At 54.6% G+C, this 20,298-nt stretch carries 14 protein-coding genes; 7 read left to right on the forward strand and 7 right to left on the reverse strand.

Annotated elements, in window-relative coordinates; translation table 11 throughout:
• Positions 1-7 precede the first annotated feature (7 nt).
• From dmsA to lrp, 6 genes are all read right to left on the reverse strand, one after another.
• Positions 8-2,452: a dimethylsulfoxide reductase subunit A gene (gene dmsA, locus ACLD4K_RS11135; RefSeq protein WP_411011866.1), complete on the reverse strand. Its 2,445-nt coding sequence runs from the start codon at positions 2,450-2,452 to the stop codon at positions 8-10.
• Positions 2,453-2,689: 237 nt separating this feature from the next.
• Positions 2,690-3,982, reverse strand: a complete 1,293-nt coding sequence (gene serS, locus ACLD4K_RS11140; RefSeq protein ID WP_000886697.1) for a serine--tRNA ligase — start codon at positions 3,980-3,982, stop codon at positions 2,690-2,692.
• 258 nt (positions 3,983-4,240) lie between these two features.
• On the reverse strand, positions 4,241-5,584 hold the full coding sequence (gene rarA / locus ACLD4K_RS11145; RefSeq protein WP_183059711.1) for a replication-associated recombination protein RarA: 1,344 nt from the start codon (positions 5,582-5,584) through the stop codon (positions 4,241-4,243).
• A gap of 9 nt (positions 5,585-5,593) precedes the next feature.
• Positions 5,594-6,205, reverse strand: a complete 612-nt coding sequence (gene lolA / locus ACLD4K_RS11150) for an outer membrane lipoprotein chaperone LolA (protein WP_001663765.1) — start codon at positions 6,203-6,205, stop codon at positions 5,594-5,596.
• A gap of 142 nt (positions 6,206-6,347) precedes the next feature.
• Positions 6,348-10,403 carry a DNA translocase FtsK gene (gene ftsK, locus ACLD4K_RS11155; RefSeq protein WP_411011867.1) on the reverse strand — a complete coding sequence of 1,352 codons (4,056 nt, stop codon included), beginning with the start codon at positions 10,401-10,403 and terminating at the stop codon, positions 6,348-6,350.
• Positions 10,404-10,537: 134 nt separating this feature from the next.
• The gene (gene lrp, locus ACLD4K_RS11160; protein WP_000228469.1) at positions 10,538-11,032 is read right to left on the reverse strand and encodes a leucine-responsive transcriptional regulator Lrp; all 495 of its coding nucleotides are present in this window, start codon (positions 11,030-11,032) and stop codon (positions 10,538-10,540) included.
• A 546-nt stretch (positions 11,033-11,578) separates the two neighbouring features.
• Here lrp and trxB point away from each other — a divergent pair.
• The 5 genes from trxB to infA all read left to right on the forward strand — a co-directional run bounded on the left by trxB (position 11,579) and on the right by infA (position 17,428).
• Positions 11,579-12,547, forward strand: coding sequence for a thioredoxin-disulfide reductase (gene trxB / locus ACLD4K_RS11165; RefSeq protein ID WP_000537406.1), 969 nt, complete (start codon positions 11,579-11,581; stop codon positions 12,545-12,547).
• A 113-nt stretch (positions 12,548-12,660) separates the two neighbouring features.
• Positions 12,661-14,427, forward strand: a complete 1,767-nt coding sequence (gene cydD / locus ACLD4K_RS11170) for a heme ABC transporter permease/ATP-binding protein CydD (protein WP_411011868.1) — start codon at positions 12,661-12,663, stop codon at positions 14,425-14,427.
• The gene (gene cydC / locus ACLD4K_RS11175) at positions 14,428-16,149 is read left to right on the forward strand and encodes a heme ABC transporter ATP-binding protein/permease CydC (protein WP_183060097.1); all 1,722 of its coding nucleotides are present in this window, start codon (positions 14,428-14,430) and stop codon (positions 16,147-16,149) included. It begins immediately after the preceding gene.
• 44 nt (positions 16,150-16,193) lie between these two features.
• Positions 16,194-16,898, forward strand: coding sequence for a leucyl/phenylalanyl-tRNA--protein transferase (aat, locus tag ACLD4K_RS11180; protein ID WP_001241649.1), 705 nt, complete (start codon positions 16,194-16,196; stop codon positions 16,896-16,898).
• A gap of 311 nt (positions 16,899-17,209) precedes the next feature.
• Complete coding sequence (gene infA, locus ACLD4K_RS11185) at positions 17,210-17,428, forward strand: translation initiation factor IF-1 (RefSeq protein ID WP_001040187.1); 219 nt, start codon at positions 17,210-17,212, stop codon at positions 17,426-17,428.
• Between the two features lie 90 nt (positions 17,429-17,518).
• On the opposite strand, the gene ACLD4K_RS11190 is transcribed toward infA, so the two are convergent.
• Entirely contained in the window at positions 17,519-18,430 is a 912-nt protein-coding gene (locus ACLD4K_RS11190; protein WP_000597928.1) for a LysR family transcriptional regulator, read from the reverse strand.
• Positions 18,431-18,538: 108 nt separating this feature from the next.
• Between ACLD4K_RS11190 and ACLD4K_RS11195 the strand changes: the two genes are divergently transcribed.
• Positions 18,539-19,399: a pirin family protein gene (locus ACLD4K_RS11195; protein ID WP_411011869.1), complete on the forward strand. Its 861-nt coding sequence runs from the start codon at positions 18,539-18,541 to the stop codon at positions 19,397-19,399.
• 19 nt (positions 19,400-19,418) lie between these two features.
• Complete coding sequence (locus tag ACLD4K_RS11200; protein WP_000097893.1) at positions 19,419-20,096, forward strand: hydrolase; 678 nt, start codon at positions 19,419-19,421, stop codon at positions 20,094-20,096.
• The last annotated feature ends 202 nt before the right edge of the window (positions 20,097-20,298 follow it).

Consider the following 20,298-nt stretch of genomic DNA (forward strand, 5'->3'; position numbering starts at 1 on the left):
TTACTCCTTACGCCTTTTCAACCTGAACGAGGTTCGTATGTGACGGGTTCCCCTTCGCCAGCGGAGAAGGACGTTGGGTCGTCAGTACGTTAATACATCCGCCCTGATCCACGCGTTTTGCATCCGGGTCATACCATGCGCCTTCTCCCAGGGCGACCACGCCCGGCATCATGCGCGGCGTCACTTTAGCCTCGATATGTACTTCGCCGCGATCGTTGAAGATGCGGACTTTATCGCCATTGTTGATACCGCGTTTCTGCGCATCCATGGGGTTAATCCACATTTCCTGGCGACAGGCGGCTTTCAGTACGTCTACGTTGCCATAAGTGGAATGTACACGCGCTTTATAGTGGAAACCCGTCAACTGCAGCGGGAATTTATCCGTTAGCGGATCGTTATAGTTTTCAAAACCTGGCGTGTAGATCGGTAATGGATCGATCACGTCGCCTTCCGGCAGCTCCCAGGTGGCGGCGATATCCGCCAACGCCTGTGAATAGATTTCAATCTTGCCCGATGGCGTTGTAAGTGGATTCGCTTGCGGATCTTCGCGGAAGTCTTTATAGGCGACATGGTGGCCTTCGGGGTCACGCTGTTTGAAGATGCCTTGCTTACGGAACTCCTCAAAGGTGGGCAGATTCGGAATGGATTTACGCGACTGTTCGTACAGATGACGCATCCACTCTTCTTGCGTCCGTCCTTCGGTAAACTGTTGTTCCACGCCAAGACGTTTCGCCAGTTCGCTGGTCATCTCATAAATCGTCTTACACTCGAAGCGCGGTTTAATCGCCTGGTCAGTGAAGATAACGTAAGACATGTTCCCGCAGGAGGCATCCAGCGCAAAGTCCATCTGCTCAGAAGCAGTGCAATCCGGTAACAGAATATCGGCGTATTTTGCCGACGAAGTCATATGACAGTCGATAACGACGATCATTTCGCATTTCTTGTCATCCTGCAGGATTTCGTGGGTGCGGTTAATCTCAGAGTGCTGGTTAATCAAACAGTTGCCAGCATAGTTCCAGATCATTTTGATCGGCACGTCCAGCTTATCTTTCCCCCGCACGCCATCACGCAGCGCCGTCATTTCCGGGCCGCGTTCAATGGCATCGGTCCACATAAACATGGAGATGCTGGTTTCAACCGGGTTTTCCAACGTGGGCATACGTTCAAATGGCAGAGCATAAGACCCTTCGCGCGCGCCGCTGTTACCGCCGTTAATCCCAACATTACCCGTCAGGATCGCCAGCATCGAGATGGCGCGCGTGGCGATTTCTCCATTAGCATGACGCTGTGGCCCCCACCCCTGGCAAATATAGGCGGGTTTAGCGCTGCCGATTTCTCGCGCCAGTTTAATAATGCGATCTGCCGGAATACCGGTAATTTTCGCCGCCCACTCCGGCGTCTTCGCGATACCGTCTTTACCCTGGCCCAGAATATAGGCTTTGTAGTGACCGTTTTTCGGCGCGCTGGCAGGCAAGGTTTTTTCGTCATAACCGACGCAATATTTATCCAGGAACGGCTGATCGACCATGTTCTCGGTGATTAAGACATATGCCAGACCATTGACCAGCGCCGCATCGGTACCTGGACGAATCGGAATCCACTCATCTTCGCGACCGGCGCCGGTGTCGGTGTAACGAGGATCGATAATGATCATCCGCGCGTTTGATTTCTGCCGCGCCTGTTCAAGATAATACGTTACACCGCCCCCGCTCATGCGGGTTTCGCCAGGGTTATTGCCAAACAACACCACCAGCTTACTGTTTTCAATGTCGGATGGACTATTGCCATCCGCCCAGCCGCCATAGGTGTAGTTCAGACCCGCTGCGATTTGCGCGGAAGAGTAATCACCGTAGTGGTTAAGATAACCGCCGCAGCAGTTCATCAGACGAGCGACCAGCGTTTTTCCCGGCGGCCATGAACGTGTCAAAGTACCGCCCAGCGTTCCCGTGCCATAGTTCAGATAAATGGACTCGTTGCCATACTCTTTGATAAGACGCTGCATATTGGTGGCAATGATATCGTAGGCTTCGTCCCAGCTAATACGCTCAAATTTACCTTCGCCGCGCGCGCCGACGCGCTTCATCGGATACTTGAGCCGATCAGGGTTATAGACGCGACGACGCATAGAACGACCGCGCAGGCAGGCGCGAACCTGGTGCAGGCCATCGTAATCATCGTTTCCGGTATTATCCGTTTCTACATATTTGATTTCGCCATCCACAACATGCATACGTAGCGGACAACGGCTGCCACAGTTTACCGTACAGGCGCTCCAGACGACTTTCTCGCCGGTTTTCGCCGGGCTTATCGCCTCTGCGGCGTTAGCGATGCGGGTAAATGGCAGGGTAAATGCGCTACTGGCCATCGCCAGGCCGCCTATCGCGGTGGTTTTGACTAAACCACGACGGCTCACCTCGGCTGCCAGCACGGCATCAGGGATCTTAGTTTTCATAAGGGCTCACTCTGCTGCTCACAATAAAAAAACAATAAAACGATGTATAGAGTTTTATATAGCGATAACCTCGCTATAAAGTCTGATATATATCGAAAAAGTAGAAAAATAGTGTTAAAAACTGACCTTCATTCGAAATCAGTATTACCCCTAATAGGGTAGGGATTATTGTCCGGTATCAAACTGGCATAAAAAAAAGCGCCCGAAGGCGCTTTTTAGAAGAGGAGAAGGCGAGGATTAGCCGATATATTCCAGTCCGTTCATGTACGGACGTAAGACTTCCGGCACTTCAATGCGACCATCAGCCTGCTGATAGTTTTCCATCACGGCCACCAGGGTACGGCCTACCGCCAGACCAGAACCATTCAGGGTATGGACCAGACGGGTCTTTTTGTCGGACTTGCTACGACAGCGTGCCTGCATACGACGCGCCTGGAAGTCCCAAACGTTAGAGCAGGAAGAGATCTCGCGGTAGGTATTCTGCGCCGGAACCCAGACTTCGAGGTCATAGGTTTTGCAGGCGCCGAAGCCCATATCGCCAGTACACAGAATGATTTTACGGTACGGCAGTCCCAGTAGCTGGAGCACTTTTTCCGCATGGCCGGTCATCTCTTCCAACGCCGCCATAGAATCTTCCGGGCGAACGATCTGCACCATCTCCACTTTGTCAAACTGATGCATACGAATCAGGCCACGGGTATCACGACCATAAGAACCTGCTTCAGAACGGAAACAAGGCGTATGCGCCGTCATTTTAATCGGCAGCTGATCTTCGTCGATGATTTCATCGCGTACCAGATTGGTCAGCGGAACCTCCGCCGTCGGGATCAAAGCATAGTTGCTGCTGTCTGCTTCTTCTTCCAGCGGACGGGTATGGAACAAGTCGCCTGCGAATTTCGGCAGTTGACCGGTGCCATACAGCGTGTCGTGGTTAACCAGATACGGCACGTAGTTTTCGCTATAGCCGTGCTGTTCCGTATGCAGATCCAACATGAACTGCGACAATGCGCGATGCATACGCGCAATCTGTCCTTTCATCACCACAAAACGGGAGCCGGTCAGCTTAACCGCAGCGGCAAAGTCGAGGCCGGAGTGCATTTCCCCTAAGGTGACGTGATCGCGGATTTCAAAATCAAACTCACGCGGGGTACCCCAGCGGCTGACTTCAACGTTGTCGTTTTCATCTTTACCTACCGGCACTTCATCCGCAGGCAGGTTTGGGATGGTCAGCGCGATATCGCGGATCTCCGCCAGCAAGGTATCCAGCTCGGCTTTCGCCGCATCCAGCTCTTCGCCCAGTTTATTCACTTCCAGGCGTAAAGGCTCGATATCTTCCCCGCGCGCTTTCGCCTGGCCGATGGATTTCGATCGAGAATTACGCTCCGCCTGCAGGTTTTCCGTGTTGACCTGCAAAACTTTACGACGCTCTTCAAGAGCGCGCAGCTTATCTACATCCAGCTTAAAGCCCCGGCGTGCCAGTTTTTCAGCGACTGCGTCTGGCTCATTACGCAGCAGATTGGGATCGAGCATGCTTATCCTGTGCTTATCGAATAATAAAAGGAAACGCGATCAATTGATGATCGCCTCTGATTGTATTGATGAACGTAAACCGCGTTTACGTAATAGCGACGTTTTCGCCTTACCTGACCGACGACAGCAACAACGCATCCATTGCGCTATACCCGCGGACCTCATAAGCAACGTGCTATCAGGCATAACGAGATTCATCATCAACGCCATGATACCTGGAGCATCATATTTAGAGATAACCTTACCGCAACGTTTACACTAGCGGTAGCGTTTTGTGGGGCTATTTTGATCCTGTTCAGCCAGCCAGGCGAGCTTTTCGCCAATCTTGCCTTCCAGACCACGATTTGTCGGATGATAATAGCGCGTTTGCGCGATTTCCGGCGGGAAGTACACTTCACCCGCAGCATAGGCATTGGGCTCATCGTGGGCATAGCGGTACTCCTGGCCATAGCCCATCTCTTTCATCAGTTTGGTTGGCGCATTACGCAGATGGACAGGAACGTCATAATCAGGGCGTTCGCGCGCGTCGGCCAGCGCAGCCTTAAAGGCGGTATAGACGGCGTTGCTCTTCGGCGCGCAGGCGAGATAAACGATAGCCTGCGCGATCGCCCTTTCGCCTTCAGCCGGACCGACGCGGGTGAAACAATCCCACGCGGCAATAGCGACCTGCATCGCGCGCGGATCGGCATTACCCACATCTTCCGAGGCAATCGCCAGGCAGCGACGCGCCACGTACAGCGGATCGCCTCCCGCGGTAATGATACGGGCATACCAATAGAGGGCGGCATCCGGCGCGCTGCCGCGCACTGATTTATGTAAGGCGGAAATAAGATCGTAGAAGCGATCGCCTTTGTTATCAAAACGCGCGCTGCGTTCGCCGGCGATCTCGGTCAACAAGGCGGGCAATAAAACGCGTTTGCCGCTATCATCCGCCTCCGCCATATCGGCCATCATTTCCAGCGTATTTAAGGCGCGCCGCGCGTCGCCATTGACCAGCTCAGCAATCGCTCGCCGTGTTTCATCCGGTAACACGATATCCTGATCGCCGTAACCACGCGTTTTGTCCTGCATCGCCTGGTCCAGTACTTGCTCAATATCGTCAGTGGACAACGATTTCAGTAGATAGACCCGCGCTCGCGACAATAGCGCCGAGTTCAGCTCAAAAGAGGGATTTTCCGTGGTCGCGCCGATAAAGGTGATAGTGCCATCTTCGATATGCGGTAAAAAGGCGTCCTGCTGGCTTTTGTTAAAGCGATGCACTTCATCGACAAACAGGATGGTACGGCGACCGGCATTACGATTCTGGCGGGCGCGCTCGATAGCTTCGCGAATCTCTTTTACCCCAGAAGTGACGGCGGAAATACGCTCGACATCGGCGCTGGCGTAGCGGGCGATCACTTCAGCGAGCGTGGTTTTCCCCGTCCCTGGCGGCCCCCATAAAATCATGGAGTGCAGATGACCGGCCTCAATAGCGCGAGGCAACGGCTTACCTGCGGCCAGCAAATGCTGCTGGCCGATATACTGCGCTAAATTTTCCGGCCGCATTCGCGCGGCCAGCGGTTGAAACGTATTATCAGAAAAATCGAGCGACAGATTGCTCACTCATCGCCTCTACTTACGTTGGTCGTCTATCGTTACCCCTTGCGGCGGAGTAAACGTAAATTTTGACGGATCAACAGCGCCGTTTTGCTGGGATTTTAGCTGATAGGCGCTACGCTGATCGTCTTGTTCTACGGCGCTAAACTGGTGGATAGTCCCGTCGCGTCCCACATTGATGGTGAACTGTTTCAGATTGCCGTTGCTGGCTTTCGGCGTCAGCACAAAATTATCGCCATCCTGCTTAATATTATACTGCTGCCAGTCGCTGGCCTGGTTGCGGGCAATCAGCATAAACGGTGTATTTCCGGTGGCATCTTTCAACCACGTGGCGGTAGCCTGTTCTACAAACGGGTTATAGAACCATAACGTTTTGCCGTCAGAAACCAGAATACTCTCGTCAGGTTGCGTCATATGCCAGTTGAATAAATTTGGCCGCTTAACCCATAAATCACCCTGTCCCTCCTGCACCGCAGCACCGCTGCCATCGGTGACTTTTTGAGTAAAGCTGGCATGAAAGCTGCTCACTTTATCCAGGCGGCTTTTCAGAGAGCTGGCGGCGTCAGCCCATACGCTGCTGGCTACAACGCTTGAAAGTAATGCACAGGCGATTGCCATTTTTTTCATCATTATTCCTCAGGTTTCGACACTCCCGACCAGGAGCTCCTTTTGCTTTCTATTCCAGGCCAAAAATCAGCATGAGGAAAGAAGAAAATACTGAATTTTGTTGCCGGATGGCAGCCTGCACAGCGCCATCCGGCTTACAGGTTTACTCAAAAGGCGGCGGAGCCAGCACTTCACGATTACCGTTATGCCCCTGAGCGCTGACAATACCCTGCGCTTCCATCTGTTCGATAATACGCGCCGCACGGTTATAGCCGATGCGGAACTGACGCTGAACGCCGGAAATGGACGCTTTACGCTTCTGGGTGACGAAATTAACGGCCTGATCGAATAGCGCATCTAATTCTTCGCCGCCGTCAAAACCGCCACCGCCACCTTCGCTTTCGCTGTCGGAGGTAATGCCATCCACATATTGCGGACGACCGCGCGCTTTCCAGTCCTGCACCACTGCATGGACTTCCTGGTCACGCACAAACGCCCCATGGACACGTACCGGCATGGTGGAGTTTGGTCCGGAATAGAGCATGTCCCCCATTCCCAATAGCGACTCAGCGCCACCCTGATCAAGAATGGTGCGGGAGTCGATCTTGCTGGATACGGTAAAAGCGATACGGGTTGGAATGTTGGCTTTAATTAAACCAGTAATCACATCGACCGACGGACGCTGCGTCGCCAGTACCAGGTGAATCCCCGCGGCGCGCGCTTTCTGCGCCAGACGCGCGATCAGCTCCTCAACTTTTTTACCGACGGTCATCATCAGGTCGGCAAATTCATCAACCAGTACCACGATATACGGCAGTTTTTCCAGAACCGGATGCTGAACATCCATACTGTCGCCCGGCTTCCAGTACGGGTCCGGAATCGGACGTCCCATGCGGGCCGCTTCGGCGATTTTCTCGTTATACCCAGCCAGATTACGCACGCCGAGCGCGGACATCAGCTTATAGCGACGCTCCATCTCATTGACGCTCCAGCGTAACGCGTTAGCCGCGTCTTTCATGTCGGTAACAACTTCTGTCAGCAGATGCGGTATACCTTCATAGACCGAGAGTTCTAACATTTTCGGGTCGATCATGATAAAGCGAACGTCTTCCGGCTGCGCTTTATACAGCATACTGAGGATCATGGCGTTAACCCCGACCGACTTACCGGAACCGGTCGTACCGGCCACCAGCAGGTGAGGCATTTTCGCCAGATCCGCCACTACCGGATCGCCCGCGATATCCTTACCTAACACCACGGTAAGCGGCGACGGATTCTCGCGGAATTTGGCGTTATCCAACACTTCGCGCAGATAAACGGTTTGCCGTTTCTTGTTCGGCAATTCCAACCCTACGTAAGGTTTGCCTGGAATGACTTCCACAACGCGTACGGCTACCGTTGACAATGAACGCGCCAGATCCCGGGAAAGGTTGGAGATACGCGCCGCTTTAACGCCCGGGGCCAGATTCAGTTCAAAGCGAGTAATGACCGGGCCTGGCGAATAGTTCACCACATCAGCTTTAATGCGGAAATCCGCCAGACGCGCTTCAACCAGACGCGCCATTTGCTCCAGCGCAAAGGTATCTACCGGTTCAACTTCGCTCGGCGGCGGCGTCAGAAGATCTAACGAAGGCAGCGGCGTCGTCGGACGCTGCAATGGACGACTGTCGCCGTTACGCATCAACAGCGGGTGGATCAGGCTGTCTTGCGGCGCTGTCGGCTGTTGCGGCTGCTGATACTGCGACTGAGGCGCTACCGGCTGTTGCGGCTGCTGATACTGCGACTGAGGCGCTACCGGCTGTTGCGGCTGCTGATACTGCGACTGAGGCGCTACCGGCTGTTGCGGCTGCTGATACTGCGACTGAGGCGCTACCGGCTGTTGCGGCTGCTGATACTGCGGCTGCGGCGCTACCGGCTGTTGCGGCTGCTGGTACTGTGGCTGAGGCGCTACCGGCTGTTGCGGCTGCTGATACTGAGACTGAGGCGCTACCGGCTGCTGATACTGCGGCTGCGGCTGCGGCGCGACCGGTTGCTGAACAGGCGTTGATTCGGGCATGACACCCGGCGTGAACAGCGGTTCGTGCGGACCTTCATCAACCAATACTTTCATTGGCGAGAAATCAAGATCGTCCAGTGAGAACGGCTGCGCGCCAGCGGGTTGCTCGCCGGAATAGCGCTGCTGTTGCGAAGCGGCAAACTGGCGGGCTAATTCAGCTTCCGCAGCGGTATCGTCATCTTCTGCCTGTTGAGTATCGTGCTGATACGTCTCACCATAACGATGCTGCTGCGACTGCGCAAACTGACGGGCTAACTCGTCCTGATGCATTGCATCTATTTCTTCATCTGTTAGCTGCGCGCCCGTCTCGTACTGATTGCGCCCCGCCTCGCGGGCTTTTTCTTCTGCAATCCTCTGCGACGGCAGCTTAATACCGTACGACGCCAGTTCCCGTCGGGTCGGCACGCGAACGCGGTTCGGACGCGGCAGCTGCGGACCAATTCCCTCTTTCACCTGCGGACGCGGCGCGCCGCCGGTAGCCAGACCAAATGCAGGCGCAGCGGCCGCGGCGCCTGCTGCCAGGGCGCCACTCTTAATACCTGCGTCAAGCGACGCGGCGGCGGCTACCGCTTCCACTGGCGGTATGGACGGCGCGACAGATACCGTAGGTTTGACCGGCACGTTCTCTTTTACCGGCTCCGGAATCGGTTGATACCATGCCGCCAGTTGTTCGCGCTCACGGGCGCGTTTCTCTTCCACCTCTTCAAAATAGTAAAGCGGAGGACGGGCGGGTCTGATTTCTTCTATGCCAGGTTCAGGCTCGGTGGCAACCGGCTGTTCGATAACCGGCGGCGGCATGTGGGAAGGTTCAGCCGCTATCGGCTCCGGCTGATGGGGCGGCTCCGACTGCCAGTGTTGTTCCGCATCCGGCGTCTGCCATTGCGACTGTGTTTCCTGCGGCGCAAGAGATTCATATTCTGCGGTGGTCTCTGGCGTCGCGGCGTATTGCGGCGCGGAAGCGACAGGCACAGGTTGCTGCCACGGCGCACTTTGCGCCTCCTGCGGTTGAGCATATTGCGGATGCGGCTGATACCCCTCCGGCGCAGGTGCGATAACCGGTTCGCCGGTTTGCGGTCCCGGTACGGGCTGCCACTCCACGGTCGGTTGCGCGACAACCGGCTCAGCCCCCGGCATAGGCGGCGTGTGCATTATGGGATCGGCGGACGCTGCCCACGTCTGGGTGACGGCAGTTGCAGCCGCAGCGGCGGCGACCGGTTCGGTGACAGAATGGCCGTTTAACAGCGGATCATATTCATCATATTCCGGCTGCGTCGCACGGTTGCCCGAAAACAGAACGTCGTCGGGATCGGCAGCGACGCCGCGCGCGCTATACTGAATGTCCTCGTCATCATCCATCCGTTTGCCGGAAAAGAGCGCGGCATCGGTCTGACGGCCCCGTGGATTGCTGAATTTTTCAGCCAGTCGCTTACGACGCGCCAACGCGCCGCGCAAAATACGCGCCCGGCGAGATTCACGCTGCACGCCGTCGGTTTCTTCATCGTATTCGTCATCATACTCTTCGTCGTCAACCCACGTATCATCACGCCGGGTACGGTTGCTGGCGAAGGTCAGTATATTAAGCAGCCAGCCGCCTAATTTTTCGGCGATACTAACCCAGGACCAACCGGTAAAGAGCGTCAGCCCGGCAGCCCAAATACAGAGAAGCATTATCGTTCCGCCGCTACTATGCAACAACGGCTGCAGCGTGGTGCTTAACAGGCTGCCAATGACGCCGCCAGAGGCGAAATACCAGATATCGTCGGCATTAATGGCTGCCAGACCGCAGGAAGTGAGAATCAGCGCCAGCACGCCGATAAGGCGTAGCGACACAGCAAAATAGTCGATGTAATCATCCGTAGACTGATGACGCCACGCAAACCAGCACCCGCCGACAATAATGACAGGGATGGTGTAGGCCATTACGCCAAAAATAAAGAACAGTGTATCGGCCAGCCACGCGCCCGGCGCGCCGCCTAAATTATGGATGGGTTCATGCCAGGCGGTTTGCGACCAACTGGGGTCCGAAGGGTTAAAGCTCAACAAGGCCGCCATCAACCAGACGGCAAAAAGGGCAATAAGTATCAACAACGCTTCCAGAAGTCGGCGCCCGCTGCTTAACTTCGTCAATGTGACGTCTTTGTCTTCAGTATATTCCTGGCTCAAAAAAGGCTCTCCAGGTTCCAGGCTTTTCCCGCCCGATGCTAAAACGGACAACAGCACCGGGTTGCCCCGGCACTGTTGCTGTATGGATTAACAGGAGTGTAATCAAACTACGGCGATTTTGCACCTGTTCCGTGTTAGCGTGTCTTAATAACCAGACGATTACTCTGTTTTACCTCTTCCATCACTACGTAAGTTCGGGTGTCGTTCACACCTGGCAAGCGCAGCAACGTCTCTCCCAATAGTTTTCGATACGCTGACATATCCGGTACACGGGTTTTCAACAGGTAGTCGAAATCGCCGGAAACCAAATGACACTCCTGAATCTCTTCAAGCTTTTGCACGGCAGCATTAAACTGTTCAAACACATCCGGCGCGCCGCGATTTAAGGTAATCTCAACGAATACCAGAAGTGATGCATCCAGATAATGCGGGTTCAACAGCGCCGTATAGCCCTGGATAAACCCCTGTCGCTCCAGCCGACGCACACGCTCAAGGCAAGGTGTCGGCGAAAGTCCTACTCGTTTAGAAAGCTCGACGTTGGAAATACGCCCATCCTTTTGCAGTTCATTAAGAATGTTACGATCGATACGGTCGAGATCTTTCCCAGGGCGCTTCTTGCTATCTACCATTATTATTGTCTCTCTGTATTCCTTCCCTACTCCTGCCTGACTCTACTCACATCACTGTTCAGAGTCGCTGCCCATCACAATAGACCGAAACCCAGAGGGATTAACGGCGCGCAATGCCTGGTCTATGGTGAGAAGACCGTTGCCTCGCGGCAGCTATCGACATCACGAATGGCGTCTGTCCACGCCATGCGTAGATTTCACTAGCCCGGTAAACATGGTATTTACATGCATGATTATGCAGCACATACATAACACAGTTTTTTTCTTCCTCGAATGTTTTCGCAAAACAGCAGGTGATTGTCAAAGCAAAACATCGATTTTTAGTACAACATGCCAGTTATTCATTAGAGAGGGCGGTAAACTGTCATTTCGTCATCTTATAAGTTACCAATTTTAAGTAAAATTTGTGATGATAACGTCGCTGTCGCGGTCGTTCATCGGTTCATGCTATTACACATATTGTTAACAAAATCGTTATGCTCTTTTTTTACGTCTGTAAATTCCCTACAATTCTGCTCATTGTCTGCCAACAACTATGGGGATCTCATGGGCACGACCAAACACAGTAAGCTGCTTATTCTGGGCTCAGGACCGGCGGGATATACCGCGGCGGTGTATGCCGCGCGCGCAAATTTACAGCCGGTACTTATTACCGGTATGGAAAAAGGCGGTCAACTGACGACCACGACGGAAGTGGAAAACTGGCCCGGCGATCCAAACGATTTGACCGGCCCGCTACTGATGGAACGCATGCATGAACATGCGGCAAAATTTGAAACCGAGATAATCTTTGATCACATCAACAAAGTGGATCTGCAAAATCGTCCGTTCCGTCTGACAGGTGACAGCGCAGAGTACACTTGTGATGCGTTGATCATTGCGACCGGCGCTTCCGCGCGCTATCTGGGGCTGCCATCGGAAGAAGCCTTTAAAGGGCGCGGCGTTTCCGCCTGCGCAACCTGCGACGGTTTCTTCTACCGCAATCAGAAAGTGGCGGTGATCGGCGGCGGCAACACCGCGGTTGAAGAAGCGCTTTATCTGTCCAACATCGCTTCGGAAGTGCACCTTATCCATCGCCGTGACGGTTTCCGCGCTGAAAAAATCCTCATTAAGCGCCTGATGGATAAAGTCGAAAATGGCAATATCATCCTGCACACCAACCGGACGCTGGAAGAAGTGACCGGCGATCAGATGGGCGTTACTGGTCTGCGTCTTCGCGACACGCAGCAAAGCGACAATATTGAGACGCTGGACATCGCCGGACTTTTCGTAGCCATCGGTCATAGCCCAAACACGGCGCTCTTCGAAGGCCAGCTTGAGCTGGAAAATGGTTATATCAAAGTTCAGTCCGGCACCCATGGCAACGCCACACAAACCAGCATCCCTGGCGTATTCGCGGCGGGTGACGTCATGGATCATATTTACCGTCAGGCGATCACCTCTGCAGGTACGGGCTGTATGGCGGCGCTGGATGCTGAACGCTATCTCGATGGTCTGGCCGACGCGAGCAAATAGTTTTTACAAATCAGTAACAAAAGTAAAAAAGGCGACTATAAGTCGCCTTTATTTTTGCGTCGTTGTAACATTGCCCTGCCTGAAATTCCAATAACTCACCTGCTAAGCGTGCAATGAATAAAACCCGTCAAAAAGAGCTGACCCGCTGGTTAAAACAGCAAAGCGTAATCTCCCAACGGTGGTTGAATATTTCCCGCCTGTTGGGGTTCATGAGTGGCGTATTAATTGTCGCTCAGGCCTGGATCATGGCGCGTATCCTGCAACATATGATCATGGAGAACATTCCACGGGAAGCGCTGTTGCTCCCTTTTATCCTGCTGATACTGGTCTTTGTCCTCCGCGCCTGGGTGGTGTGGTTGCGCGAGCGCGTCGGTTTTCATGCCGGACAGCATATTCGCTTTGAGATCCGCCGTCAGGTGTTGGATCGTCTGCAGCAAGCCGGCCCAGCCTGGATTCAGGGCAAGCCCGCCGGTAGCTGGGCGACGCTGGTGTTGGAACAGATTGACGATATGCATGACTATTATGCGCGCTATCTGCCGCAAATGGCGCTTGCCGTTTGCGTACCGCTCTTAATCGTGGCGGCGATTTTCCCGTCAAATTGGGCGGCGGCGCTGATTCTGCTGGGCACCGCCCCGCTCATTCCCCTATTTATGGCGATGGTAGGAATGGGCGCGGCTGACGCCAACCGCCGCAATTTTCTGGCGCTTGCCCGGCTAAGCGGCCATTTTCTTGACCGTCTGCGCGGGATGGAAACGCTGCGAATTTTCGGTCGTGGAGAAGCGGAAACCGAGAGCATTCGCGCAGCATCGCAGGATTTTCGTCAGCGCACGATGGAAGTACTGCGCCTCGCCTTTTTATCTTCCGGCGTGCTGGAATTTTTCACCTCGCTTTCTATTGCGCTGGTCGCCGTTTATTTTGGCTTCTCTTACCTGGGCGAGCTGAACTTTGGCCATTACGGTACCGGTGTGACGCTCGCCGCCGGGTTCCTCGCCTTGATCCTCGCGCCGGAGTTTTTCCAGCCGTTACGCGACCTCGGCACGTTTTATCATGCTAAGGCGCAGGCGGTTGGCGCGGCGGATAGTCTGAAGACGTTTCTGGAAACGCCCCTCGCCCACCCGGCGCGCGGCGAAGTTGAGCTGGCGGAAAACGAACCTGTAACCATTGACGCAGTCAATCTTATTATCACCTCGCCAGGAGGCAAAACGCTTGCCGGGCCGCTGAATTTCTCATTAGCGGCAGGAGAACGCGCCGTCCTGGTAGGACGCAGCGGTTCCGGTAAAAGCTCTCTGTTGAATGTATTATCCGGTTTTCTCTCCTATCAGGGCTCTTTGCGTATTAACGGTGTTGAACTTCGCGATCTCTCGCCGGAATCCTGGCGCCAGCATCTCTCCTGGGTTGGGCAAAACCCGCAATTACCTGCAGCGACGCTACGCGAAAATGTATTACTGGCGCGCCCGGACGCCAGCGAGCAGGAACTTTATGCCGCGCTTGACGCCGCATGGGTAAGCGAGTTTTTACCGCTGCTGCCGCAGGGAGTAGACACCCCGCTCGGCAATCATGCCAGCAGACTTTCCGTCGGCCAGGCACAGCGTGTAGCGGTCGCCCGCGCGCTACTTAATCCCTGCCAACTGCTACTGCTGGATGAACCGGCGGCAAGCCTGGACGCTCACAGCGAGCAACGCGTCATGCAGGCGTTAAAAGCGGCGTCAAAACGCCAGACCACATTAATGGTGACGCATCAGTTGGAAGATCTCGCCGACTGGGACGCTATCTGGGTTATGCAAGATGGCGCGATTGTCGAACAAGGCAGTTATGCTGAACTCAGCGCCGCCAACGGCGCTTTTGCGACGTTATTGGCTCACCGTCAGGAGGATATTTAAATGCGCGCGCTACTCCCTTATCTGACGCTTTATAAACGCCACAAATGGATGCTAACGCTGGGAATTGCGCTGGCAATCCTGACCCTGCTTGCCAGTATCGGGCTGCTGACGCTTTCCGGCTGGTTCCTGTCCGCGTCCGCTATCGCAGGCTTCGCGGGAATTTACAGTTTTAACTATATGCTCCCGGCAGCCGGCGTGCGCGGCGCGGCCATTACCCGTACCGCTGGTCGTTATTTTGAACGTCTGGTAAGTCATGACGCCACGTTCCGCGTACTGCAACATCTGCGTATTTATACCTTTAGCAAACTTCTACCGCTCTCCCCCGCGGGTCTGGCGCGTTATCAGCAAGGTGAACTGCTGAACCGCATCGTTGCCGACGTCGACACGCTGGACCATCTCTATTTGCGCGTCATCTCCCCGCTGGTCGGCGCTTTTGTAGTGATTATGATTGTCACCCTGGGGCTTAGCGTTCTCGACGTGACGCTGGCGATCACGCTGGGCGGCATTATGCTGTTGACGCTGTTTATTATGCCGCCGGTGTTTTATCGCGCCGGCAAAAATACCGGCCAAAATCTGACGCATCTACGAGGTCAGTATCGCCAGCAACTCACGTCATGGTTACAGGGCCAGGCGGAACTCACCATTTTTGGCGCCAGCAAACGCTATCGGGCGCAAATGGAAGCCACTGAATTACAATGGCATGAGGCCCAACGTCGACAGTCTGAACTGACCGCCTTATCGCAGGCGTTAATGCTGCTGATTGGCGCGCTGGCGGTGATGTTAATGTTGTGGATGGCCTCCGGCGGCGTTGGCGGCAATACGCAGCCCGGCGCGCTCATCGCGCTGTTTGTCTTCTGCGCGCTGGCGGCTTTCGAGGCGCTTGCGCCCGTTACCGGCGCATTCCAGCATCTGGGGCAGGTTATCGCCTCTGCGCTTCGTATCACTGAATTAACGGAGCAAAAACCGGAGGTGACCTTTCCGCAGGCAGAAACTCCCGCGCCGGAAAAGGTCACACTCACCCTGCGGGACGTTTCGTTTCGTTATCCCGACCAGCCGATTAATGCGCTCAATGCCCTCTCATTACAGGCTAATCCTGGCGAGCATGTCGCTATTCTGGGGCGTACCGGCTGCGGAAAATCAACGCTGTTGCAGCTACTCACCCGCGCCTGGGACCCGCAACAAGGCGAAATTCTGCTCAACGATCTTCCGCTATCCTCGCTGAGCGAATCCGCCTTACGCCGGACTATCAGCGTGGTGCCGCAGCGTGTCCACCTGTTCAGCGCCACGCTGCGTGATAATTTATTACTGGCGGCGCCCAATGCCTGCGACGAAGCCCTTTCCGACATGCTGCGTCGCGTCGGCCTCGAAAATCTGCTCGAAGATAGTGGGCTTAATAGCTGGCTCGGCGAAGGCGGTCGTCTGCTATCCGGCGGCGAACTTCGTCGCCTGGCCATCGCCCGCGCGCTGTTGCATGATGCTCCGTTAATGCTGTTGGATGAGCCCACTGAGGGGCTGGATGCGACCACCGAGAGCGAAATGCTGGAATTACTTGCCGATGTGATGCGCGAGAAAACCGTCCTGATGGTGACTCACCGTTTGCGCGGCCTGGCCCGTTTTGATCAAATCATCGTAATGGACGACGGGCGCATCATTGAGCGAGGCACTCATGCAGAATTGTTAGCCGGACAAGGGCGCTATTATCAGTTTAAACAACGTCTGTAAGCTATTATTGAACGATCCGACTTGCGTACTGGAGTTTCGCCGTCATGCGTCTGGTTCAGCTTTCCCGACATTCTATCGCCTTCCCTTCGCCGGAAGGCGCTTTACGCGAGCCTAACGGTTTACTGGCGCTGGGCGGCGATCTCAGCCCTGCCCGGTTGTTAATGGCCTACCAGCACGGGATTTTCCCGTGGTTTTCGCCGGGCGACCCGATTCTGTGGTGGTCGCCCGATCCGCGCGCCGTGCTGTGGCCTGAAAAGTTTCACCTCAGTCGCAGCATGAAGCGCTTTCACAACGCATCCCCTTACCGCGTGACGCTCAATTACGCTTTCGATCGGGTCATTGATGGATGCGCCAATCACCGTGACGAAGGCACCTGGATAACGCGTGGTATTGAGGAAGCCTATCGCCGATTACATGAATTGGGCCACGCGCACTCCATTGAAGTGTGGCGCGATCGGGAACTGGTCGGCGGGATGTATGGCGTCTCGCAGGGGGCGCTGTTTTGCGGCGAATCGATGTTTAGCCGCCAGGAGAATGCTTCTAAAACCGCACTGCTGGTTTTTTGCGCTGAATTTATCCGTCACGGCGGTAAACTTATTGATTGTCAGGTACTTAATAGTCATACCGCCTCGCTCGGCGCCATTGAAATTCCACGTCGTGACTACCTCGATCACCTCGCGGCCTTACGCCAACAGCCGCTGGCCTCCCGTTTTTGGGTGCCGCGGACATTATTTTTGCCCCGGAAGTGAATGTTTTCGGCACATTTTTTATTGGGGTGTTATAATTGCTGCCGCAGAATTGGTTTAGCTCATTATCCCGCAGCCCGTTGTCAGGTAACGCCCATCGTTTATTTCACCGTTCCCTTATATGTTGCGCTTATGCCGATACATCAGGCGGTAGTATCAGGGAAAAGGTGTATAACGCGGCGTTGTCGTGTGTCGCGGAATCATGTGCTAAACCTGGTTTGCTGTGTTTTAAACGCACAAATCTTTACTTATCAAAAGAAGTTCGGCATTATCTTGCCGGTTCAAATTATGGTAGTGATACCCCAGAGGATTAGATGGCCAAAGAAGACAATATTGAAATGCAAGGTACCGTTCTCGAAACGTTACCTAATACCATGTTCCGCGTAGAGTTAGAAAACGGTCACGTGGTTACTGCACACATCTCCGGTAAAATGCGTAAGAACTACATCCGCATCCTGACGGGCGACAAAGTGACCGTTGAGCTGACCCCGTACGACCTGAGCAAAGGCCGCATTGTCTTCCGTAGTCGCTAATTGTCTCCTCACGCCCTGAAGGGCGGCTGGATAAAAGGTCGGTTTAACCGGCCTTTTTTGCGTCCATTAAGTTGATGAATGACGAGCAGGTTACTCTTCCACCATTCGCGCATACTCTTCCGTCAAAAAATCGACCAACGCACGTACGGAAGGTAATAATCCTCGCCGGGATGGGAACACAGCATGAATAACCTCCCGCCGGGGCTCCCACTCTTCCAGCACCGCGACCAGTTCACCGGCGGCCAGTTGTTCTTTCACCATTAAGACAGGTAGCTGCACAAGCCCCACGCCCGCCATCGCCGCCTCGCGTAGCGCCAACATGTCGGTGGTAATCATACGCGGGGTAAAATGGACTTCCGCACGCGCGCCCTGCGGGCCGTAAAGTTCCCAGCGGTGGATATGCTTGCCGGATGCAAGACTTAGCCCTGGCCAATGGCTCAACTCCGCCGGCGCGGAAGGGATTCCCATCCGTGCGATAAGATCCGGGCTGGCAAACAGGCGATGCCCTCTGTCAGCCAGGACGCGCATCACCAGGTCGCTATCTTCAAACGGGCGCGGCCTGACGCGAATCGCCACATCCACCCCCTCCCCTACGACGTCCACCCGACGATTGGTCGCTTCAAGCTGTAGCGAAACATCAGGATAACGCGCCATAAATTTCGCCAGCATTGGGCCGATGTGTACATGCAGCAGCGTCACCGGGCAGGTCAGCTTTACGATACCGCGAGGCTCTACCTGCAATGCGGCAATGGCATCCTGCGCCGCCTGAGCTTCCACCAGCATCGCTTTACAGTGCTCATAGAATGTTTGTCCCACTTCGGTAACATTAAACTGCCGGGTAGTTCGCTGAATCAATCGCACGCCCAGCCGTTCCTCCAGTTGCGCAATACGCCGGCTCAGTTTTGATTTTGGTTCATCAAGCGCACGCCCCGCCGCGGCAAACCCACCCTCTTCGACCACATGCACAAACCACGCAAAATCATTGAGATCCGTTTTTATCATTACATTGTCCTATTAATGGAACGGTATGAGCCATTTTAGCCACTACCGAACCTTTTGTCATGAATATAAGCTTATTCACATCAAGACAACGCCACTGAGGAGAACACCATGAAACAGATTACAGGCGTCTATACCGCACCTCGCCCGCACTGGGTTGGCGATGGATTTCCGGTTCGTTCACTCTTTTCTTATCAGTCACATGCGCAGCAGTTGAGTCCCTTCCTGCTGCTGGATTATGCCGGGCCGCACACATTTACGCCGGGTAATGAAAAACGCGGTGTTGGGGAGCATCCACACCGCGGTTTCGAGACCGTGACGATTGTTTATAGTGGCGAAGTCGAGCATCGGGACTCTACCGGTCGCGGCGGCGTTATCGGCCCGGGCGACGTTCAGTGGATGACCGCAGGCGCAGGCATTTTGCATGAAGAGTTCCATTCCGACGCGTTTACCCGTCGGGGCGGCGAACTGGAAATGGTGCAGTTGTGGGTTAACCTTCCAATGAAGGACAAAATGACCACCCCGGGTTATCAAAGCATTACCCACGATGTTATCCCGACCGTTACGCTGCCGAATGACGCCGGAATCGTGCGGGTCATCGCAGGGCGTTATGAAGAGACAAAAGGCCCGGCGCACACTTTCTCGCCGCTCAATGTCTGGGATATGCGCCTGCAACGCAATCGCCAGCTTACATTGGCACAGCCGGAAGGATGGAGCACCGCGCTGGTGGTACTGAAAGGCAACATCACGTTGAACGGCACGACGCCGGTCAACGAAGCGCAACTGGCGGTGTTGAGCCAGCAAGGGAAAACGCTGCACCTTGAGGCCAGCAGCGACGCCAGCGTATTGCTGTTATCAGGCGAGCCGCTGAATGAACCGATTGTGGGTTACGGCCCATTTGTTATGAACACGAAACAAGAGATCGCAGAAGCAGTCCGCGATTTCAACTCCGGCCGTTTTGGCCAAATCTGAAAACATGAAGGAGAACACGATGTCAAGTCCTGCTAATTTTAATGGTTTGCGCCCGGTAATTGATGTTAACGATTCCGTGATGCTTTTAATCGATCATCAAAGCGGTCTTTTCCAGACCGTAGGCGATATGCCAATGCCGGAATTACGCGCTCGCGCCGCGGCGTTGGCGAAGATGGCGACGTTAGCGAAAATGCCGGTCATTACCACGGCATCCGTACCGCAAGGTCCGAACGGCCCGCTGATCCCGGAGATCCACGCTAATGCGCCACATGCGCAGTACATTGCGCGCAAAGGTGAAATTAACGCCTGGGATAACGAAGATTTCGTTAAGGCGGTAAAAGCGACGGGTCGTAAGACGCTGATCATTGCCGGGACGATTACCAGCGTGTGCATGGCATTCCCGGCCATTAGCGCGGTAGCGGAAGGTTATAAGGTATTTGCCGTGATCGACGCATCCGGTACCTACAGTAAGATGGCGCAGGAGATCACCCTGGCGCGTATCGTACAGGCTGGCGTCGTACCGATGGATACTGCCGCAGTCGCCTCTGAGCTGCAAGGCACCTGGAACCGTGAAGACGCCGCCGCGTGGGCCGACGTTTATACTCAGGTATTCCCGGCCTATCAACTGCTGATCGAAAGCTACAGCAAAGCGCAGGATGTGGTGAAAAACAACGAAATGTTGGATTCACAGCGCTAATTTGCCTCCCCGCGCCAGTTTGGGCGGGGATTATGTCTATTGCATGAGCAAACGACAGTGAATATGTAAATTCTGCTTGACCGTTTTAGCGCAACTCCCTATAGTAGCGCCCCGTTGCCCCCCAAGTGGTCAGGCAGCAATACAATATGGTGAGGTGTCCGAGTGGCTGAAGGAGCACGCCTGGAAAGTGTGTATACGGCAA

Source organism: Salmonella sp. 741265055_HSA, from assembly GCF_046569525.1.
In the GTDB taxonomy this organism is placed as follows: domain Bacteria; phylum Pseudomonadota; class Gammaproteobacteria; order Enterobacterales; family Enterobacteriaceae; genus Salmonella; species Salmonella enterica.